Annotated in this window: 13 protein-coding genes and 1 CRISPR repeat array; of the genes, 8 read left to right on the forward strand and 5 right to left on the reverse strand. The window is 63.1% G+C overall.

Annotated elements, in window-relative coordinates; all coding sequences use genetic code 11:
* Positions 1–38 precede the first annotated feature (38 nt).
* Positions 39–875 carry an HTH-type transcriptional activator RhaR gene (rhaR, locus tag CYR32_RS09630; protein ID WP_101824233.1) on the reverse strand — a complete coding sequence of 279 codons (837 nt, stop codon included), beginning with the start codon at positions 873–875 and terminating at the stop codon, positions 39–41.
* 96 nt (positions 876–971) lie between these two features.
* Positions 972–1,796: an HTH-type transcriptional activator RhaS gene (rhaS, locus tag CYR32_RS09635; protein WP_101824177.1), complete on the reverse strand. Its 825-nt coding sequence runs from the start codon at positions 1,794–1,796 to the stop codon at positions 972–974.
* 391 nt (positions 1,797–2,187) lie between these two features.
* Between rhaS and rhaB the strand changes: the two genes are divergently transcribed.
* From rhaB to CYR32_RS09660, 5 genes are all read left to right on the forward strand, one after another.
* Entirely contained in the window at positions 2,188–3,660 is a 1,473-nt protein-coding gene (gene rhaB / locus CYR32_RS09640) for a rhamnulokinase (protein WP_101824178.1), read from the forward strand.
* Positions 3,657–4,916, forward strand: coding sequence for an L-rhamnose isomerase (locus tag CYR32_RS09645; protein ID WP_101824179.1), 1,260 nt, complete (start codon positions 3,657–3,659; stop codon positions 4,914–4,916). The genes rhaB and CYR32_RS09645 overlap by 4 nt, the downstream gene beginning before the upstream one ends.
* A gap of 85 nt (positions 4,917–5,001) precedes the next feature.
* Complete coding sequence (gene fucO, locus CYR32_RS09650) at positions 5,002–6,150, forward strand: lactaldehyde reductase (RefSeq protein ID WP_101824180.1); 1,149 nt, start codon at positions 5,002–5,004, stop codon at positions 6,148–6,150.
* A 48-nt stretch (positions 6,151–6,198) separates the two neighbouring features.
* Positions 6,199–6,513, forward strand: coding sequence for an L-rhamnose mutarotase (gene rhaM, locus CYR32_RS09655; RefSeq protein WP_101824181.1), 315 nt, complete (start codon positions 6,199–6,201; stop codon positions 6,511–6,513).
* 249 nt (positions 6,514–6,762) lie between these two features.
* Positions 6,763–7,917 (forward strand): iron-containing alcohol dehydrogenase, encoded by a 1,155-nt coding sequence (locus tag CYR32_RS09660; RefSeq protein WP_101824182.1) that lies wholly within the window; start codon positions 6,763–6,765, stop codon positions 7,915–7,917.
* Between the two features lie 10 nt (positions 7,918–7,927).
* Here the strand turns inward: CYR32_RS09660 and CYR32_RS09665 are convergent, their stop codons facing one another.
* A complete protein-coding gene (locus CYR32_RS09665; protein ID WP_101824234.1) occupies positions 7,928–8,554 on the reverse strand; it encodes an NUDIX hydrolase in 627 nt (208 codons plus the stop codon).
* 233 nt (positions 8,555–8,787) lie between these two features.
* Between CYR32_RS09665 and CYR32_RS09670 the strand changes: the two genes are divergently transcribed.
* Entirely contained in the window at positions 8,788–11,694 is a 2,907-nt protein-coding gene (locus tag CYR32_RS09670) for a hypothetical protein (protein ID WP_101824183.1), read from the forward strand.
* Positions 11,695–11,703: 9 nt separating this feature from the next.
* The gene (locus tag CYR32_RS09675) at positions 11,704–12,864 is read left to right on the forward strand and encodes a hypothetical protein (protein ID WP_101824184.1); all 1,161 of its coding nucleotides are present in this window, start codon (positions 11,704–11,706) and stop codon (positions 12,862–12,864) included.
* A 79-nt stretch (positions 12,865–12,943) separates the two neighbouring features.
* Here the strand turns inward: CYR32_RS09675 and ansP are convergent, their stop codons facing one another.
* The gene (ansP, locus tag CYR32_RS09680; RefSeq protein ID WP_101824185.1) at positions 12,944–14,413 is read right to left on the reverse strand and encodes an L-asparagine permease; all 1,470 of its coding nucleotides are present in this window, start codon (positions 14,411–14,413) and stop codon (positions 12,944–12,946) included.
* Between the two features lie 385 nt (positions 14,414–14,798).
* Here ansP and CYR32_RS09685 point away from each other — a divergent pair, with 385 nt between their 5' ends.
* Positions 14,799–15,194: a YgiW/YdeI family stress tolerance OB fold protein gene (locus CYR32_RS09685; RefSeq protein WP_101824186.1), complete on the forward strand. Its 396-nt coding sequence runs from the start codon at positions 14,799–14,801 to the stop codon at positions 15,192–15,194.
* Between the two features lie 63 nt (positions 15,195–15,257).
* Here CYR32_RS09685 and CYR32_RS09690 read toward each other — a convergent pair whose 3' ends face one another.
* Positions 15,258–16,802, reverse strand: a complete 1,545-nt coding sequence (locus tag CYR32_RS09690) for a methyl-accepting chemotaxis protein (protein ID WP_101824187.1) — start codon at positions 16,800–16,802, stop codon at positions 15,258–15,260.
* 628 nt (positions 16,803–17,430) lie between these two features.
* A CRISPR array of direct repeats spans positions 17,431–17,764; the repeat unit is 29 nt; unit sequence GGAAACACCCCCACGTGCGTGGGGAAGAG.
* The last annotated feature ends 300 nt before the right edge of the window (positions 17,765–18,064 follow it).

An 18,064-nucleotide genomic window follows, 5' to 3' on the forward strand; every position in this document is an offset into this window, starting at 1 on the left:
CTGCCGTAATTTCCCCGGCAGTGGGCAGGCGCAGCGGGTCAGCCCTGGAAGCGTTGCCGGTAGCCGCTGGGGGTGGCACCGAATGCCCGGTTGAACACCACGGCGAAGTAGTTGCTGTCGTCGAAGCCGCAGGCGGCGGCCACGTCGCTGATCGGCTGCTGGCCGTGGCGCAGCAGCGCCATCGCATTGCAGAGCCGCAGCTGGCGCAGGTAATCACTGATGCTCATGCCGGTCTGCTGTTTGAACAGCGCACGCAGGGTGCGCGGCGTCAGCTGGTGTTGTTCGCAGAAGGTCTCCAGGCGGAACGGCCCGGCAATGCTGCCGCGCAGCGCCAGCATCAGCAGATCCATCTGCTGGGCGTCGGCCAGTTCGCGGCTTTCCGGGTGGTGGCGGTAGCGCTGTAACAGCAGCGCCAGTTGCAGCAGCAACGCCTCGGAGAGCTGCAACGACAGCGGGTCAGACTTCAGGCACTCCTGCGCCAGCGCGTCCACTTTGCAGCGCAGCACATCCATGCCCAGCATACTCAGCCGCCAGTAACGCCCGGCCTGCGGCACCTCACGCCCCGGCAGCAGCGCGGCCCAGTCTGCCGGCAGCCGCAGCTTCTCGCGGGCGAACAGGATATTGTCCAGCTCCAGCCCGTTTACCGACTCATAGCTGTGGCGGTCGCGCGCATCAATATAGAACAGGTCGCCGCAGGTGATGCGGTAAGGGATGTCATTCCAGATGTGCAGCCCATTGCCGCGCCACACTACCACCAGCTCATCGAAATCGTGATGGTGCAGCGGGAAAGCCGGCTGCGGGTGGCGTTCAGCCACGCTCACCGCCTGCTGGCCGGTCAGAAAAAAGTCTTGTTGCTGAAGTTTCAGCAGCGGCATGGCATCCACAGCTCCCGGGCAAAAGGCAAACGGCTATCCTGCCATAAACCCCGGCCGCCGGGGTTGACGGCGGCCTGAAATCCGGAAAATTCCTGCTCAGCGCACGCTGTTGCGCATCATTTTCGGCGAGAGATCGAACTCGCGCCGGAACTGGGTCGAGAAGTGATTGCTGTCACCAAAGCCGCACTCATGGGCGATCTGGGTGATGCTCTGGTCAGTCTGGAACAGGCGGCGGCGCGCCTCCAGCAGCCGCAGCCGGTTCAGGTAGCGCTGCGGCGTCATGCCGGTGTGCTGTTTGACTTGCCGGTGCAGGGTACGCAGCGCCAGCGAGTAGCGGTCAGCCAGCTCGCTCCAGCCCACCTCTTCCGTGAAATTTTTATCCAGCCAGCGCAGCAGCGCCAGCACGTTGGCGTCCCGCCCGCTGTTGGACTCCAGCTGGCAGCAGCTGCGGTGCAGCAGCAGCAGCAGTTGCAGGAAACGGCTCTCGCTGGCCGCTACGCCCTCATCACTGTAGTCCTCAGAGAGCTGCGCCAGCGTGCGGATATGCTGCCGCGCCTCCTGCAACGCCTCCTGGCCAATGTGCCAGTGTACCTGCCCCTGGCCATCCTCCGGCGGCAGGAAGCGGTCGATGCCGGTCAGGAAGCGGAACGACTGCGGCGAGCGGTAGAGCACATTGGTGAGGTAAAGCCCCTCCACGTTCTCAAACAGATGGTGGTCGCGGTCGCGCACAAAACAGACGGTGCCGCTGCACAGGGTATAGGGGCGGTCATTAAAGACATGCACCCCCGCCCCGCTCTCCACCAGCACAATCTCATAGAAGTCGTGGTGGTGCTCCGGGAAAGGCGGCTGGGGCGCGCGGGGTTCCACCGTCACGGTCATCGCCCGGGACGCAAAAAAGTCATCACCTGCCAGTAACGTCATTTTCAAGGCCTCCGGTAAAGGATCAGGGCGCGCAGGCGGTGCCGCACTGCACACGGGGGCGCAACAGAGTGAAAGAACCGGCGTGTGCCGGTGCTCTGCTGGCCTGAGGCAGTGTAAGGCGTGCCCGGCTGCCCCTGCCTTGAAACCACGGCAGCCACGGCGCGGAAAACGGTCATTTTTTTAAGATCGTGCGGGTTAAGGCGGGAACTGTGTAGCAGATCACATCTCATTAACATCCCTGCGGCGCAGGGGGGATTAACGGGAAGTGTGATCTGATTCACGGGGATCTTTGCCATTTTGCCAACCGGTTTTCAGCGATGGCAACCACCGGAAGGTGGGGCGTTTTCCCTTTCCTTACACTCGCTGCATAGTCTGTTAAGGGATAACCACGATGACCGTACGCAATATCGCCACAGTGGATTTGGGCGCCTCCAGCGGGCGGGTAATGCTCGCCCGCTACCACACCTCCTCACGCCGCATTGAGCTTACCGAGATCCACCGTTTCACCAACCAACTGGTACGCTGCGAAGGCCATGACGTCTGGGATGTGGACTACCTCGAAAGCCAGATGCGGCACGGCCTGCAACAGATTGACGCTGACGGCATCACACTCGACAGCATCGGCATCGACACCTGGGGCGTGGATTTTGTGCTGCTGAATAACCAGGGCGAACGCGTCGGGTTGCCGGTCTCCTACCGCGACAACCGCACCGACGGCATCATGGCAGACGCGGTACGTGAGCTGGGGGCAGCGCCGCTCTATGAGCGTACCGGCATCCAGTTTTTGCCGTTCAACACCCTGTTCCAGCTCAGGGCGCTGAGCCGCCAACAGCCGGCGTGGGCCGCGCAGGCGGACCACCTGCTGCTGATCCCGGACTACTTCCACTACCGCCTGACCGGCTGCCTCAACTGGGAATACACCAACGCCAGCACCACCCAGCTGCTGAATGTGGACAGCGGCGACTGGGACGCCGACCTGCTGGCCTGGGCCGGGGTGCCGGCGCGCTGGTTTGGTGCCCCCAGCCAGCCGGGCCGTGCGCTGGGCCACTGGCACGCCCCCTCCGGGCAGCAGGTGCCGGTGGTCTCGGTCGCCACCCATGACACCGCCAGCGCGGTGGTCGCCACGCCGCTGGCGGGTGACGGCAGTGCCTACCTCAGCTCCGGCACCTGGTCGCTGATCGGCATCGACAGCGATCGCCCCTACACCCATGCCGCCGCGCGCCAGGCGAATATGACCAACGAGGGCGGCGTCGAAGGGCGCTACCGGGTGCTGAAAAACATCATGGGCATGTGGCTGCTGCAACGCATCTGCAAAGAGCTGGCGATCGCCGACATCCCGGCGCTGGTGGCACAGGCCGCACAGGAAGCGCCCTTTGCCAGCCTGATCAACCCGAACGACGCCCGCTTTATCAACCCGGCTTCAATGGCAGAAGAGATCAAACAGGCCTGCCGTGACCATCAGCAGCCGGAGCCGCAGACCCCCGCCGCGCTGGCGCGCTGCATCTTCGACAGCCTGGCGATGGCCTACCGCCAGGTGGCGCTGGAGCTGGCCGCCCTGCAGGGCGCGCCGCTGACCGGGCTGCACATTGTCGGCGGCGGCAGCCAGAACGATTTCCTGAACCAGCTCTGTGCCGACACCTGCCGCATCCCGGTCACCGCCGGGCCGGTGGAGGCCTCGGCGCTCGGCAATATCGGCTGCCAGCTGATCGCGCTCGGCGATGTGGAGGATGTCGCCGCTTACCGCCGCCTGCTGGCGGACGCCGTGTCGCTGCGCCGGTTCACGCCCCAGCCGCACCCCGATTTTGATACCCACTGCCGCCGCTTTGAGGCGCTCAGTCACGCTCATGAGGAGTATTCAGTATGACCGCATCTATCGACCAGGCCTGGGAACTGGCAAAACAGCGCTTCGCCGCCCTTAACATTGACGCCGAGGCCGCCCTGGCCACGCTCGACACCCTGCCGGTCTCTATGCACTGCTGGCAGGGCGATGATGTCGCCGGCTTTGAGAACCCCACCGGCGGGCTGACCGGCGGCATCCAGGCCACCGGCAACTACCCCGGCAAGGCGCGCAATGCCGCCGAGCTGCGCGCGGATCTGGAGCAGGCGTTCGCGCTGATCCCCGGCCCGAAACGCCTCAACCTGCACGCCATCTACCTGGAGTCGGAGACGCCGGTGGCGCGCAACGAGATCAAACCGGAACACTTCGCCAACTGGGTCGCCTGGGCGCGGGACCACCAGCTGGGGCTGGACTTCAACCCGAGCTGCTTCTCCCACCCGCTGAGCGCCGACGGCTTCACCCTCTCCAGCGCCAACCCGGAGACCCGTCAGTTCTGGATCGAGCACTGCCAGGCCAGCCGCCGCGTCTCCGCCTATTTCGGCCGCGAGCTGGGCACGCCGTCGGTGATGAACATCTGGGTGCCGGACGGCATGAAAGACCTCACCGTTGACCGGCTCGCCTTCCGCCAGCGCCTGCTCTCGGCGCTGGATGAGGTGATCAGCGAGAAATTCGACCCGGCCCACCACATCGACGCGGTGGAGAGCAAACTGTTCGGCATCGGCGCGGAGAGCTTCACCGTCGGCTCCAACGAGTTCTGCCTCGGCTACGCCGCCAGCCGTCAGACGGCGCTCTGCCTGGATGCGGGCCACTTCCACCCGACGGAAGTGATCTCCGACAAGATCTCCAGCGCCATGCTGTTTGTGCCGCGCCTGCTGCTGCACGTCAGCCGCCCGGTACGCTGGGACAGCGACCACGTGGTGCTGCTGGATGATGAAACCCAGGCGATCGCCGGTGAAATTGTGCGCCACGACCTGTTCGACCGCGTACACATCGGGCTGGACTTCTTCGACGCCTCAATCAACCGCATCGCCGCCTGGGTGATCGGCACCCGCAACATGAAAAAAGCGCTGCTGCGCGCCCTGCTGGAGCCGACTGACCAGCTGAAAAAACTGGAGCAGGAGGGGGACTACACCGGCCGCCTGGCGCTGCTGGAGGAGCAGAAATCCCTGCCGTGGCAGGCGGTGTGGGACATCTACTGCCAGCGCCACAATGCGCCGGTCGGCAGCCAGTGGCTGGAGACGGTGCGCGGCTATGAGAAATCAGTGCTGGCGCAACGCGTTTAAATTGACTTCCGAGCCGGGTTCGCCCGGCTCACCGCAGACCTCACCGCAAAATGATTCTTATGTTTCTCTTTAAGAGGGTTTTGCCATGAGTTTTATGCTTGCGTTACCAAAAATCAGCCTGCACGGCGAAGGGGCGATCCAGGATCTGGTGGGGCTGCTGGCGCAGCGCGCACCGGGCAAGGCGCTGATCGTCACCGACGGCCAGCTGGTGGATCTCGGCCTGCTGGAGGGGCTGTTCGCCGCGCTGGAGGCCGCCGCCCTGCCCTATGCCCTGTTCCGCGACGTCACCCCCAACCCCACCTCTGAGCTGGCCGACGCCGGGTACGCCTGTTACCGGCAGCAGCAGTGTGACTACCTGATCGCCTTCGGCGGCGGCAGCCCGATCGACACCGCAAAAGCGATCAAGATCCTCACCGCCAACCCCGGCCCGGCCACCGCCTATGCCGGTGTCGGCAAAGTGACCCACCCCGGCGTGTTTCTGGTGGCGATCAACACCACTGCCGGCACCGCCGCCGAACTGACCAGCAATGCGGTGATCACCGACAGCCGCAAACAGGTCAAAGAGGTGATTATCGATACTCACCTGATCCCGGACATCGCCGTGGATGACCCGTCGGTGATGCTGGCGATTCCGCCCGCCGTCACCGCCGCCACCGGCATGGACGCCCTGACCCACGCCATCGAGGCTTATGTTTCGCTCGGCGCACACACCCTGACCGACCACTCGGCGCTGGAGGCGATCCGCGTCATCAGCCACTGGCTGCCGCAGGCGGTGGAGAACGGCCGCGACCCGCAGGCGCGTGAAATGATGGCCTACGGCCAGTACCTGGCCGGGATGGCGTTCAACAGCGCCGGGCTGGGGCTGGTGCATGCGCTGGCGCACCAGCCGGGCGCGACCCACAACCTGCCGCACGGCGTCTGCAATGCCATCCTGCTGCCGGTGATTGAGGCGTTCAACCGCCCGGCGGCGGTGGCGCGCTTTGCCCGGGTGGCGCAGGCGATGGGCGTGGAGACCCACGGCATGAGCGACGAACAGGCAAGCCACGCGGCGATTGCCGCCATCCGCGATCTCTCCGCCCGCGTGGGCATCCCGGCCGGGTTCCGTGAACTGGGCATCCGCGAGCAGGATATCGAAGCCTGGCTGGACAACGCGCTGGCCGACCCGTGCGCCCCCTGCAACCCACTGGCCGCGACCCGCGAGCAGGTGCGCCACCTCTACCGGCAGGCGCTGTAATCTTTTAGCGGGCGCGGCTGCCGCGCCCTTTCTCCTGAGGCCTTTGTTATGATCCGAAAAAGTTTTGTCATGCAGATTCACCCCAACGCCCACGCCGAGTATGAGCGCCGCCATAACCCGATCTGGCCGGAACTGGCCGAGGTGCTGAAACAGCACGGCGCACACCACTACAGCATTTTCCTGGATGAAAAGCGCAACCTGCTGTTCGGCTTTGTGGAGATTGAGTCGGAGGCGCGCTGGGAAGCGGTGGCCCAGACAGAGATCTGCCGGCAGTGGTGGGCGCATATGGCAGACCTCATGCCCAGCAACCCGGACAACAGCCCGGTGAGTGACCCGCTGCGCGAAGTGTTTTACCTCGAATAGCCGTTTATCCGGGAGGGCGGTGCAATCCGCCTTCGCTGTTTTATCCGGAATGGCTGTTTTTTTATCCGGAACGGCGGTTTCGCCGCGGTATGGTTGTTCCGTTTCCCGGCACCGGGTGCCCTGCCCGGTGCGCACATTCCCCCCTTCCGCCCCCGGAAAAATCCGCTACCCTGTGAAACAGCCCCAGGCGCGATGCCTGCGTTGACGTATTATTCTTTCGTTGATTCCCCGTTGAATAAGGAAAGCCTCATGTTCAATTTTGATTACTACAACCCGACCCGCGTGCTGTTCGGCACCCAGCGGATTGCCGATGTGGCGCTGCACATCCCGGAGGATGCACGGGTGCTGATCACCTACGGCGGCGGCAGTGCGGAGAAGTACGGCACCCTGGCCGAGACCCGCGCCGCGCTGGGCGGCCGCGAGGTGCATGAGTTCGGCGGCATCGAGCCTAACCCCCATTTTGATACGCTGATGCGCGCCGTGGCGCTGGTGCGTGAAAAGGGCATCACCTTCCTGCTGGCGGTGGGCGGCGGCTCGGTGGTGGACGGCACCAAATTCATCGCCGCGGCGGCGCACTACCAGGGGGATGTCTGGGCGATGTGGTCACAACGGCAGCCGCCGCAGGAGGTGCTGCCGCTGGGCTGCATCATGACGCTGCCGGCCACCGGCTCGGAGATGAACCCCACCGCCGTGGTGACCCACACGGAACTGGGGGCCAAAATGGGCTACAGCCACCCGGCGCTCTACCCGCGTTTCGCCATCCTCGACCCGCGCAAATCCTACACCCTGCCGCCGCGCCAGGTGGCGAACGGCGTGGTGGATGCCTTCGTGCATGTGATTGAGCAGTACCTCACCTACCCGGTCTACGCCAAAGTGCAGGACAGGTTCGCCGAGGGGCTGCTGCTGACGCTGATCGAAGAGGGGCCGAAAGCGCTGACCGACCATGAAAACTACGACGTGCGTGCCACCGTGACCTGGGCCGCCACGCTGGCGCTGAACGGCCTGATCGGTGCCGGGGTGCCGCAGGACTGGTCAACCCACCGCATCGGCCACCAGCTCACCGCGCTCTACAATCTGGACCACGCGCAGACGCTGGCGGTGCTGCTGCCCTCGCTGCTGCATGTGCAGCGCGACACCAAGCGGCTGAAGCTGTTGCAGTATGCGGAGCGCGTCTGGGGCATCACCGACGGGGATGAGGCGGAGCGCATCACCCGCGCTCTGCAAAAGACGCGGGATTTCTTCGAGGACATGGGCATCAAAACCCGCCTCAGCGCCTACGGCCTGCCGGAGAAGTGCATCGACGAGGTGCTGGAGAACCTGCGGCGGTTCAACCTGTTGCCGCAGGGCGAGCACCATGACATCGATGAGGTGAAGGCGCGCCGTATCCTCAGCCTGAGCTACTGAGGCCGCGCGGTCAGTCGATCACCACTGTCGGGATCGGGCTGAGGGAGTAGCTGAAGGCGTCCAGGATGTCCGCCTCCAGCACCCGCAGGGTAGAGAGTGCGGGCAGGTCGTCCGGGGCGAACAGCCCCACTTCCACGGTTTCGCTCCCGGCCTGGTATGGGGTGGCATCGACCCGGCGGCAGAGGAAAAAGAGCTTATAGAAGTCGAGAATGTCAGGCGGGTAGGCGTGTTTGGCCTTGTGGCGGATGCTGTAGAGCGCCTGCACTTCCACCGCCACCCCCGCCTCCTCCAGCACCTCTTTCACCACGTTTTCGCGCGGCGACAGGCCGATTTCGGCAAAGCCGCCCGGCAGCGTCCACAGCCCGTCGGACTTCTCCCGTACCAGCACAATTTTGCCGTGTTCAATGATCGCCGCACGCACATCGATTTTCGGCGTGGCGTAGCCCTGGCCGCTGTCGGCGTAGATGCCCTCAATGCGATCCACCGGCACATCGGTGATGTCCGCCAGCATCCCGCGGGCGATCTCCGCAATCTCTTCGTAGCGCTCGCGGTCGTACTCATCCCGGCAATAGTGCAACCCGGTGGAGGCGATGGCGTGCAGCTTTTTTGCCCGGCGTAGCCAATTATTTTCATGCATCTGATCCACGTTACTGCTCCTGTTAACAAGGCATCAGGCTTGATAACAGCACGGAAACCCTGTGGGTTCAATGGCTTTTTCCCCTGGCTGCCGCACCGGCCGCCGGGTCAGGATAAGAATAATTTATGCGCTGCACCGGGCAGCCCGCCTTCTCCCCCCTGCCCTGCTACGCTTAGCTCTCAGGAGCCGCGCAACCTAAGGATTCCCTTTCCCCGCCCCTGTGAGGTATCGGTATGGCCGATCCCATCATCACTGATATTTTCCGCTTTGTGGCCGTGCGCCCGGCAGAGCGGGTTTCCCCGTCGCGCAGCGCGCTGCACTTTATTGAGGATCAGCGCCTCGCCCCGCCCGACGGCCCCCGCCTCCTGAAACGGCTGGCGCGTGAGCTGGCCACCCCGGCGCAGGCGCTGGAACGCTACAGGGCGCTGGATCAGGCCGCGCTGGCCCCGCTGGAGAGTGCGCACGACCGGCTGCTGGCGGAGTACGGCGCGCAACCGGCCGACGAAGCGCTGCCCGGCTTTGAGCAGGCCGGGGGCGCAGATGAGCTGCTGGCCGGGCAGAAGCCGCAAACGCTGCGTGAGCTGGCGTTTGATCTGCTCTACGCCGCCTGGATGAGCGGGCCGGACGCCGGGCCGCGCCTGCAGTGCCCGATGGACGCGCTGCGCCTGCTGCACTTTTTGCAGTGTTATCAGGACGGCCATTTAACGGATGTCGCGTCCGCCCGCGCCGCGTTGCAGGCGCAGCCGCTGGTGCCGCCCGCGCTCGCGGAGTTTGCCTCTCCTGCCGCCCCCCCGGCAGAAACGGGGCGCGACGCGGCGGAGCAGGCCCGCCAACAGGCGGCGGTGCAGGCGTTACGCCCGCTGTTTGAGGAGTACGCCGCCACCCAGCGGCTGCTCCGGGCCACCCAACAGGCCCCGGCGGCCCGGCGGCCCAGTGAAACCCGCAGCGCGGATGGCCGCAGCCTGACGGTGACCAGCATGCTGCGGCTGAGTGAGGTGATGACCCCCGCCGCCCGCACGCTGATAACCCGCCTGTCGCTGGATGACCAGACCCCGCTGCCGCGCGCCACCGCCGCCCTGCAACGCCACCTGCAAACGCTGACCCGCGACATCGCCGCGCAACCGGACACCACGGCGCTGCACACCCTGGCGCAGGAGTACAGCGTTCAGGCGCTGAAAAAGGTCATCGCCATCAAACTGCCGATCCCGGTTACCCCCATCGGGGCGGAAAAAGCCGACGATGTGGAGATGGGCGGGCGCATCCGGCCGCTCGGCATCGGTGACCTGCTGGTAGTGAAACAGCAGCTCGCGGCCTATGTGCCGGGCGAGGTGGCCCACATTGAAAACGTGCTCAAGGGCGAGTTCCGGGAGCGCACCCATCGCACGCTGGATCGCACTGAAACCATCCTGTTCAGTTCACTGGAGGAGAATCAGGAGACGGAACGCGACACCCAGTCCACCGACCGGTTCGAGCTGAAGAAAGAGGCGGAGGCGACGCTCAATGAAGAGATGGCGCTCAGCGCCGGGGTAACGGTCACCGGCAGTTACGGCATGGTGAAAGTGACCGCGCAGGGGGAGTTCGCCTACAAAACCGCCAAAGAGGAGTCCGCCAAAAACAGCAGCAGCTTTGCGCAGGAGGTGGTGGACCGCGCCGTCAGCAAGGTGCAGAAAAAGGTCAAAACCGAGCGCACGGACAAAACCTTCCGCGAAGTGGAGGAGACCAACAAACACGGCATCGACAACAAAGCGGGCAGCGGCCACGTTACCGGCGTCTACCGCTGGGTGGACAAGAAATACCACGCGCAGATCTATAACTACGGCCGCTGCCTGATGCTGGAGTTTATCCTGCCGGAACCGGCCGCCTACTACCGCGCCTCGCTGATTAAAGAGGCGGTGGCAGCTTCCGGGGCGGTGCCGCCGGTGCCGTTCTTTGACCTCAACGGCCAGCCGCTGGGCATGGAGGACATCACCGAGGAGAATTATCAGATCTTCGCCGGGCGCTATCACGCCGCCGTCGCCCCACCGCCGCCCTACTGGAGCTACGTCGCCACCAGTATGGATCAGAGCGGCATCGCCAACGGTGCCACGATCTCGAAGTCAGTGAAGGATCTGGTGATCCCGGAGGGGTACCGGCTGGCGATGTTCAGCCTGCAGGTGGCGCTGGCCTGGGATAATTACCCACAATGCGTGGTGCAGGTCGGCGAGTGGGCCTGGCATGTGCTGAACAACGCCCACGCCCTGCACGGCAGCAGCAGCAACTACGGCTTCGCCCCGCTGGATGTCAACCAGCTGACGGATGAGCCGCTGGCCCCGGTGGGCACCCTGCCGCTGAGCATCATGGGGTATGACATCAACGCCTACGCCGTGAACCTGGCCGCCAACTGCGTGCGCACCCCGGAGAAATACCAGGCCTGGCAGGCCGCCGCCTTTGAGAAGATCGTCACCGCCTATCAGGCGCTGAAAACCGCCTATGACCAGAAAGTGGCGCAGGCCGACGCGCAGGCCGCGGCGGTGATCATCGAAGGGCGCAACCCGGCGGCCAACCGCGAGATTGAGAAACGCGAGCTGAAAAAGCTCTGCATCACCATGCTGACCGGCCAGCATTTCGACCAGTTCAACGCCATGACCAGCCCGGCCGGCCAGCCCCGCAACCTGCCGGAGCTGAAGCCGCTGGAGGCGCTGAGCGAAGGGCGTTACATCCAGTTTTTTGAACAGGCGTTTGACTGGTCACAGCTGACCTACCTCTTCTACCCCTACTTCTGGGGCCGCAAAACCAGCTGGGTCGCCACCAGCAACCTCACCGACAACGACCCGCTGTTCGCCCAGTTCCTCCAGGCGGGGGCGGCGCGGGTGATCGTGCCGGTGCCGCTGGCCTACAGCACGGCGGTGCTCTACTTCCTGCAAAAAAGCACCCCGCCGCTGCCTGTCCAGAGCAAGCTGTGGCTGGGCGGCGAAGCGCCGACGCTGGACGACCCGCAGTTCAAATCCATCGCTTATGAGATCCGCAAGCAGACGGATGACCGCTTTGGTGCGGTGCCGGTGGAACCGAAAGCGCAGAACGGCTGGGATTTCACCCTGCCGACCACGCTGGTGTGGCTGCAAAGTGACGCCACCCTGCCCACTTACCCGGTCACCCTGTGAGGCGCAGCCATGAGTGAAGCCCCCGACAGCGCCCCCGGCGGCCCCTTTGATGCCCTTTGCGGCGGCTTCAAAAAGCCGGTGCCGCGCCAGTCGTCAGTGCCGCTTATCGCCCAGGCGTACGCCGCGGCGCTCTACCGGGAAAATTTTTTCCAGCGCTATACGCTGGGCGAAGTCTTTTTTGAAACCGAATACCGCTGGGTCGGCACCGGCAACCCCTTGCTGGACATGACGCTCAGGCAGATCGTCTCTGAGATGCGTAACTACTACGCCAAATCGCGGGAAAACCTCGCGCTGGCAAAAAAGGGCACACCGGCGGTGGCGCTCAAAGAGGGGCGATATATCCGCCCCGATGTGCTGGGGCTGGCGCTGGATATTCCCCGCCGTGCCATCTGCTGCGAACTGCTGGAGATCAGCACCATTGACCAGGCCAAAGAGACCATCGCCGGCGATCTGGTGCCGAAACTGGCGATCCTGCGCGGGCCGGTGAAAACCCTGCTGGAGGAGGCGCTGCTGCGCATGAACCAGCTCGGTGAATTCCCGCAGACCTTTGAGGCCAACGGCGCGCCCTGGGTTATCCCGCCGCAGCTTATCATCGTGCCGCTGTTCCCGGAGGCGGGCACCGCCACCGCCTCCACCCGCTTCCGCTGGCTCTGCTTCGGCCCCACCTACCAGTACCGGCCGATGCCCTTTGCCGGCATCGTCAACGAGCCGCCGGACTCCCCGGCGCGCGGGCTGCTGCTCTACAGCTACCACGAGGCGGGGCTCAACGAGGCGGCGGTGCCGCAGGAGGTGTTTGTCAAAATGCGCAAGTGGCTGGCGGACAAGCAGCGCGCGTCGGCGCGGCTGGAGCTGCTGCCGCTGCACAGCTACACCCAGTACTGGCAGCAAAACCCGGATGACCTGAAGCGCCTGCTCGGCTACCTGGCAGTGGGCGTGGCCGCTGTGGCGGTGGTGGCGCTGGCGGTGTGGCTGGCCCCGGTGATCGCCGGGTCCGCCGCGGCACTGCTGAGTGAGATGGCGGTCGCGGCCTCGGCCGAGGCGATGATTGCCCAGGGCACCGCCGTCGCCGCTGCGCTCTCCAGTTTCCTGCCACAGATTATGCGTACCGCGCAGTCAGCCATCGGCGCTGCTGCCAGCCTGGGCGGCCTGCAACCGGTATGGGGGGGATAGCCGGGAAACGGGGGAACGGGGGGAAAGGGAAAGAAGGGGAAAAAGCGGGCCGCCACCGGGCCGCCCGCCTTAAGGGGGATTACTCCGCCGCGTGGTTCGCTTCGTGCGCCTGTTGCTCGGCTTTCACCTCTTCCGCGCGTTTGCGCAGGCCGAACCAGCCCAGCGTCAGCAGGAGGATCAGCACCGGAATGGTGGCCACGGTGTAGGTGCCGTTCGGGTAGTCAAACGCCATCAGCACCAGCACGCCCAGCAGGAACGCCAGCGTCAGCCAGGAGGTGAACGGCGCGCCCGGCATCTTGAAGGAGACATCCTTGGCATGGCCCTCTTTCACCGCTTTGCGGAACTTCATCTGGCAGACCACGATAAACGCCCAGGAGCTGAGGATACCCAGCGACGCCACGTTCAGGACGATCTCAAACACCTGCGACGGCACGTAGTAGTTCAGCACCACGCCCACCACATAGACCGCGGCGGTAACCAGGATACCGGCATACGGCACCTGCTGGCTGCTCATGCGGGACATCAGCTTCGGCGCGGAGCCGCCCATCGACAGCGACCGCAGGATGCGCCCGGTGGAGTAGAGGCCGGAGTTCAGGCTGGAGAGCGCCGCGGTGAGCACCACGATGTTCATGATGCTGCCGATGTACGGCACGCCCAGCTTGCTGAAGAAGGTCACGAACGGGCTCTGGCCCGCCTGGTAGGCGTTCCACGGCAGCAGGCAGACCAGCAGCGTGATGGAGCCGACGTAGAACAGGGCGATACGCCAGATCACGCTGTTAATCGCTTTCGGCAGCACTTTTTCCGGCTCTTTGGTTTCACCGGCGGCGGTGCCGACCAGCTCAACCGCGGCAAAGGCGAACACCACGCCCTGTATCAGCACCAGCGCCGGCAGCAGCCCGTGCGGGAACAGCCCGCCGTTATCGGAGATCAGGTGCAGGCCGGTGGCGTTGCCGTCCAGCGGCTTGCCGCTGCCGAGGAACACCACACCGACGATCAGGAACAGCGCAATCGCCGCCACTTTGATCAGGGCGAACCAGAACTCCATCTCGGCGAACCACTTCACGCCAATCATGTTCATGGTGACCACAATCGCCAGCGCGCCGAGGGCAAACACCCACTGCGGCACATCCGCAAACCCGCCCCAGTAGTGCATATAGAGCGCCACGGCGGTGATGTCGACGATGCCGGTCATCGCCCAGTTCAGGAAGTACATCCAGCCGGCGACGTAGGAGGCTTTCTCCCCCAGGAACTCGCGGGCATAAGAGACGAAGCTGCCGCTGGTGGGGCGGTGCAGCACCAGCTCACCCAGCGCGCGCAGGATGAAGAAGGAGAACAGCCCGCACACCGCATAGACCAGCGCCAGCGCCGGGCCGGCCATCTGTAAGCGCGCGCCTGCGCCGAGGAACAGCCCGGTGCCGATAGAGCCGCCGATGGCGATCATCTGAACCTGGCGGTTACCCATTCCTTTGTGATACCCGGCTTCGTGAGAGTCCAGCCAGCGGCGCTTCGCGGCACGGCGCGTACTCTCGGATTTCTTATGTGATTTCATTGATATCCTAATTTCCTGTCTGCCGGCGCGTGCCCCGGCCCCGCCAGGCAACCGTTTGCCGATGGGAGGGGGAACCGCGCCCGTTCTCTAACGCTTAGTTATTAAGGTGATTGGTTATTAAGGTGATTTTTTGTCGCTGATCACGACCTGGTAACACGGCGGTGAATGCTACCTTTTCTGATGAAAGGAGGCAAAAAATCTCATGCAGAAATCGTGATTATTTATGTAACGGCCTGCCGCGGTGTGAAACCGGTCACGGTAAGTTAAAAAAGTGCCGGGCGCACATCGCCTCGCAAATCAGTCACCTTGTGCCATGCTTAAGGGTAAGCATAAAAATTGCCGGGCGGAAAACAGGCCGTGCCGGACCATGACAAAGGAGAGTTAAATGAAAAAGTTAACGATTGCTGCGCTGCTGACCGTGATGACCCTGCCCGCCTTCGCCGAAGACAACGGCGGCTTTAAGGCTGACGAGCCGGCACCGCCGCCGCACAAACAGGACGCCGGTATCCGCGGTTCTGAAGATGCCCGCGGGGCCACCGTCGAGCTGGCCCGCACCATGCGCCAGGACGCCTGGGTGACGCTGGAAGGCCATATCATCAAGAAAACCGGCAAGGATCAGTTCGAGTTCCGCGACAAAACCGGCACCGTAGGGATCACCGTCGGTGCCAACCGCTGGAACGGCGATGAAGTCACCCCAGAGGATCTGGTGATGATCAGCGGCCGCGTGAAGCATGAAGGGAAGCAGACGCATGTGGTGGTAGAGCACCTGCTGAAACAGTAAGCCAGCCAGGTTGATTAACGGGCGCGGGTGTGTAACCCGCGCCCGTCTGCCCGCCAGAACGGCTTACCTGAACACCTTCAGCGCCATCCCTAATCTTCCCACCTGGTGCTTCATCCGCGTCGCCGAGACCGCACTCTCCTGCACCTGCTCGGCGTTCTGCTGGGTGATGCGCTCCAGCTCCTTCACCGCCTTGCCGACCTCCGACAACCCGGTGCCCTGCTCAGCAGTGGCCGCGCTGATGCGCGCGATCAGCGCGGTGACGTTGCTGACCTGGCGCACAATGTCGTCCATCGTCGTCCCGGCGTCATGCACCTGACCGGAGCCGGAGAGCACTTTATTGACGCTGGCGTCGATCAGGCTCTTGATCTCACTGGCGGCGGTGGCGCTGCGCTGCGCCAGCCCGCGCACCTCCCCGGCCACCACGGCAAAGCCCTTGCCCTGCTCACCGGCGCGCGCGGCTTCCACTGCGGCATTCAGCGCCAGGATATTGGTCTGAAACGCGATGCTGTCGATCACGCTGGTAATGGTGCCGATTTTCTTCGAGCTGATGGCGATCTCATCCATCATCCGCACGATCTCCTCCATCGACTCGCCCCCCTTCTCCGCCGCCGAGCTGGCCGCGCTGGAGAGCTGGTTGGCCTCGGCCGCGGTGGCGGTGTTGCTCTGCACCGTCGCCGTCATCTGGTTCATGGTGGCGGAGGTCTGCTCCACGTTGGCGGCGGTCTGGTCAGTGCGGCGGCTCAGCTCCTCATTGCCCTGCGCCAGCACATCACTGGCGCGGCTCACCGTCATCACCTGGTTGCTGACGTCATCCACCAGCCAGCGGAACATCACCCCCAGCTGCCCCACGGCGCGCAACGTCATGCCGATCTCATCCACCCGGTCGAGGTGGTCCACCCGGTAACTCGCCCCGGTCGCCACATCCTTCGCCTGACGGCACACCTGCGCCAGCGGCCGGGCGATCTGCGCATCCAGCCAGGCGGCAGAGAGCGCCAGCAGCAGCGCCATCCCGGCGGTGAAGCCGCCCAGCGCCGGGCCCCCCAGCCCCAGCGCCGACGCCCCGGCCACGCTCAGCGGCAACAGGGCCAGCAGCGGCGCGAAAAGCCTGGCACGCAGCGACATGGTTTTCAGCAGAGAACGCCAGCGGCCGGGGCCGGTCGCCAGCAGCACCCCTTTATGCAGGCGGCGGTTCTTCAGTGTGCCGTCGCGCATCTTCTGGTAGAGCGCCGAGGCGGCTTCCACCTCCTGATCCGTGGGCTTGATGCGCACCGACATATACCCCAGCAATTTACCGTTACGGATCACCGGGTTTACATTGGCGCGCACCCAGTAGTGGTCGCCGTTCTTGCAGCGGTTTTTGACCAGCCCGGTCCACGGCTCGCCCTGTTTGAGGGTGGCCCACATATCCGCAAACGCCTCGGCCGGCATATCGGGGTGGCGCACCAGATTGTGCGGCGCGCCGGTCAGCTCCTCCGCGCTGAATCCGCTGATCTCAATAAAGGCGTCATTGGCATACAGGATGCGGCTGTCGAGATCGGTGGTGGACATGAGCGTCGCATCATCGGGAAAATTAAAGGGTTGCTGGGTAACCGGCTGATTATTGCGCATGGTGAATTCCTGATCTCTATTTCACAGAATGAAGCGGGCGAATTTCCTTAATAAAACAGCTTGGTTTTCGGCAAAGGGCATAAAAACTTTAGGGATAAAAAAGCCGGTTTTTGATAAACCGGTTTATAAAAATAATGTGCGAAAATTTTTTAAATAAACACTTTCTCCTTAAAAATCTGCATTTTCCTATTTATCAATAGGTTATTCCACGCCCTGTCAAAAACCAGATAAATCATTAAATATCATTAATTTAAAATGATCCATGTTTCGCGCGGGCAGAGCTTTCCTGCGCGAATGGCACAACGTTACGGCAAGATAAAAAGCAAGGCAGATGTTGGTATGGCGATAAATGAAACAGCAGGTAGGCCATTATTTTTTCCGGCAGCTTAGACTTTTCCCGAAAAAGATCACGGGCGGGATAATTACCCGCCGGACATTGTTTTTAAATATGCGGATAAAAAGACGGCGTATGAAAAGTCTACGGTTAGAGGCAGAAAGTAAAGGAAATATCGAATAAATTTCCTGCGAAAGTGAGGGAGAGGCAGATTAGTTAACTCCGCCTTCCCTTTGGAGCAAATCCCTGGGTGTGAGGAAGTGGCCAGCCGCTAAGCTCCGCCAACCCCTGCGAGGAAACACCCCCACGTGCGTGGGGAAGAGTTCATCAGGTTCCTGATCTGGCGATCAGACAAAGAAACACCCCCACGTGCGTGGGGAAGAGTGCTGATGCCGTTCCATCTGCCCGAACCGGGCGGAAACACCCCCACGTGCGTGGGGAAGAGTCGAAATCTGTCCAAAAACGACCCGTCGCCCGGGAAACACCCCCACGTGCGTGGGGAAGAGGGGGAGCGCAAAACCCACGCGGGAATAAAGCTGGAAACACCCCCACGTGCGTGGGGAAGAGACCCCAATCATGCAAGGGCGCTATTATTGTGTAGAAACACCCCCACGTGCGTGGGGAAGAGACCAATATTATGTAGTGAATCTATAAAAAAATACATCATCTTGTGTTTCCCCACTTTATTCACGCCATCTATAAATTAATAACCCATAAAATTAACCTTCACTAAAAATAAACAGGAAAATACCCCTCACCTTTCTTTATTTGAAAAAAGGCTATTCATTTCCCCTATCTGAAGATGGTAGTTTTCACACCAGAAAAAAAGCAGCTCGCCTTCTCCCTGCGCCACATTACCCCCCTCTTTTCCAGATTAACTGGAAGTGTTTCACTAATATTTATTACAATAAAAACAACAAGATAAAAA

The organism is Chimaeribacter coloradensis, assembly GCF_002858715.1.
Classification (GTDB): Bacteria; Pseudomonadota; Gammaproteobacteria; order Enterobacterales; family Enterobacteriaceae; genus Chimaeribacter; species Chimaeribacter coloradensis.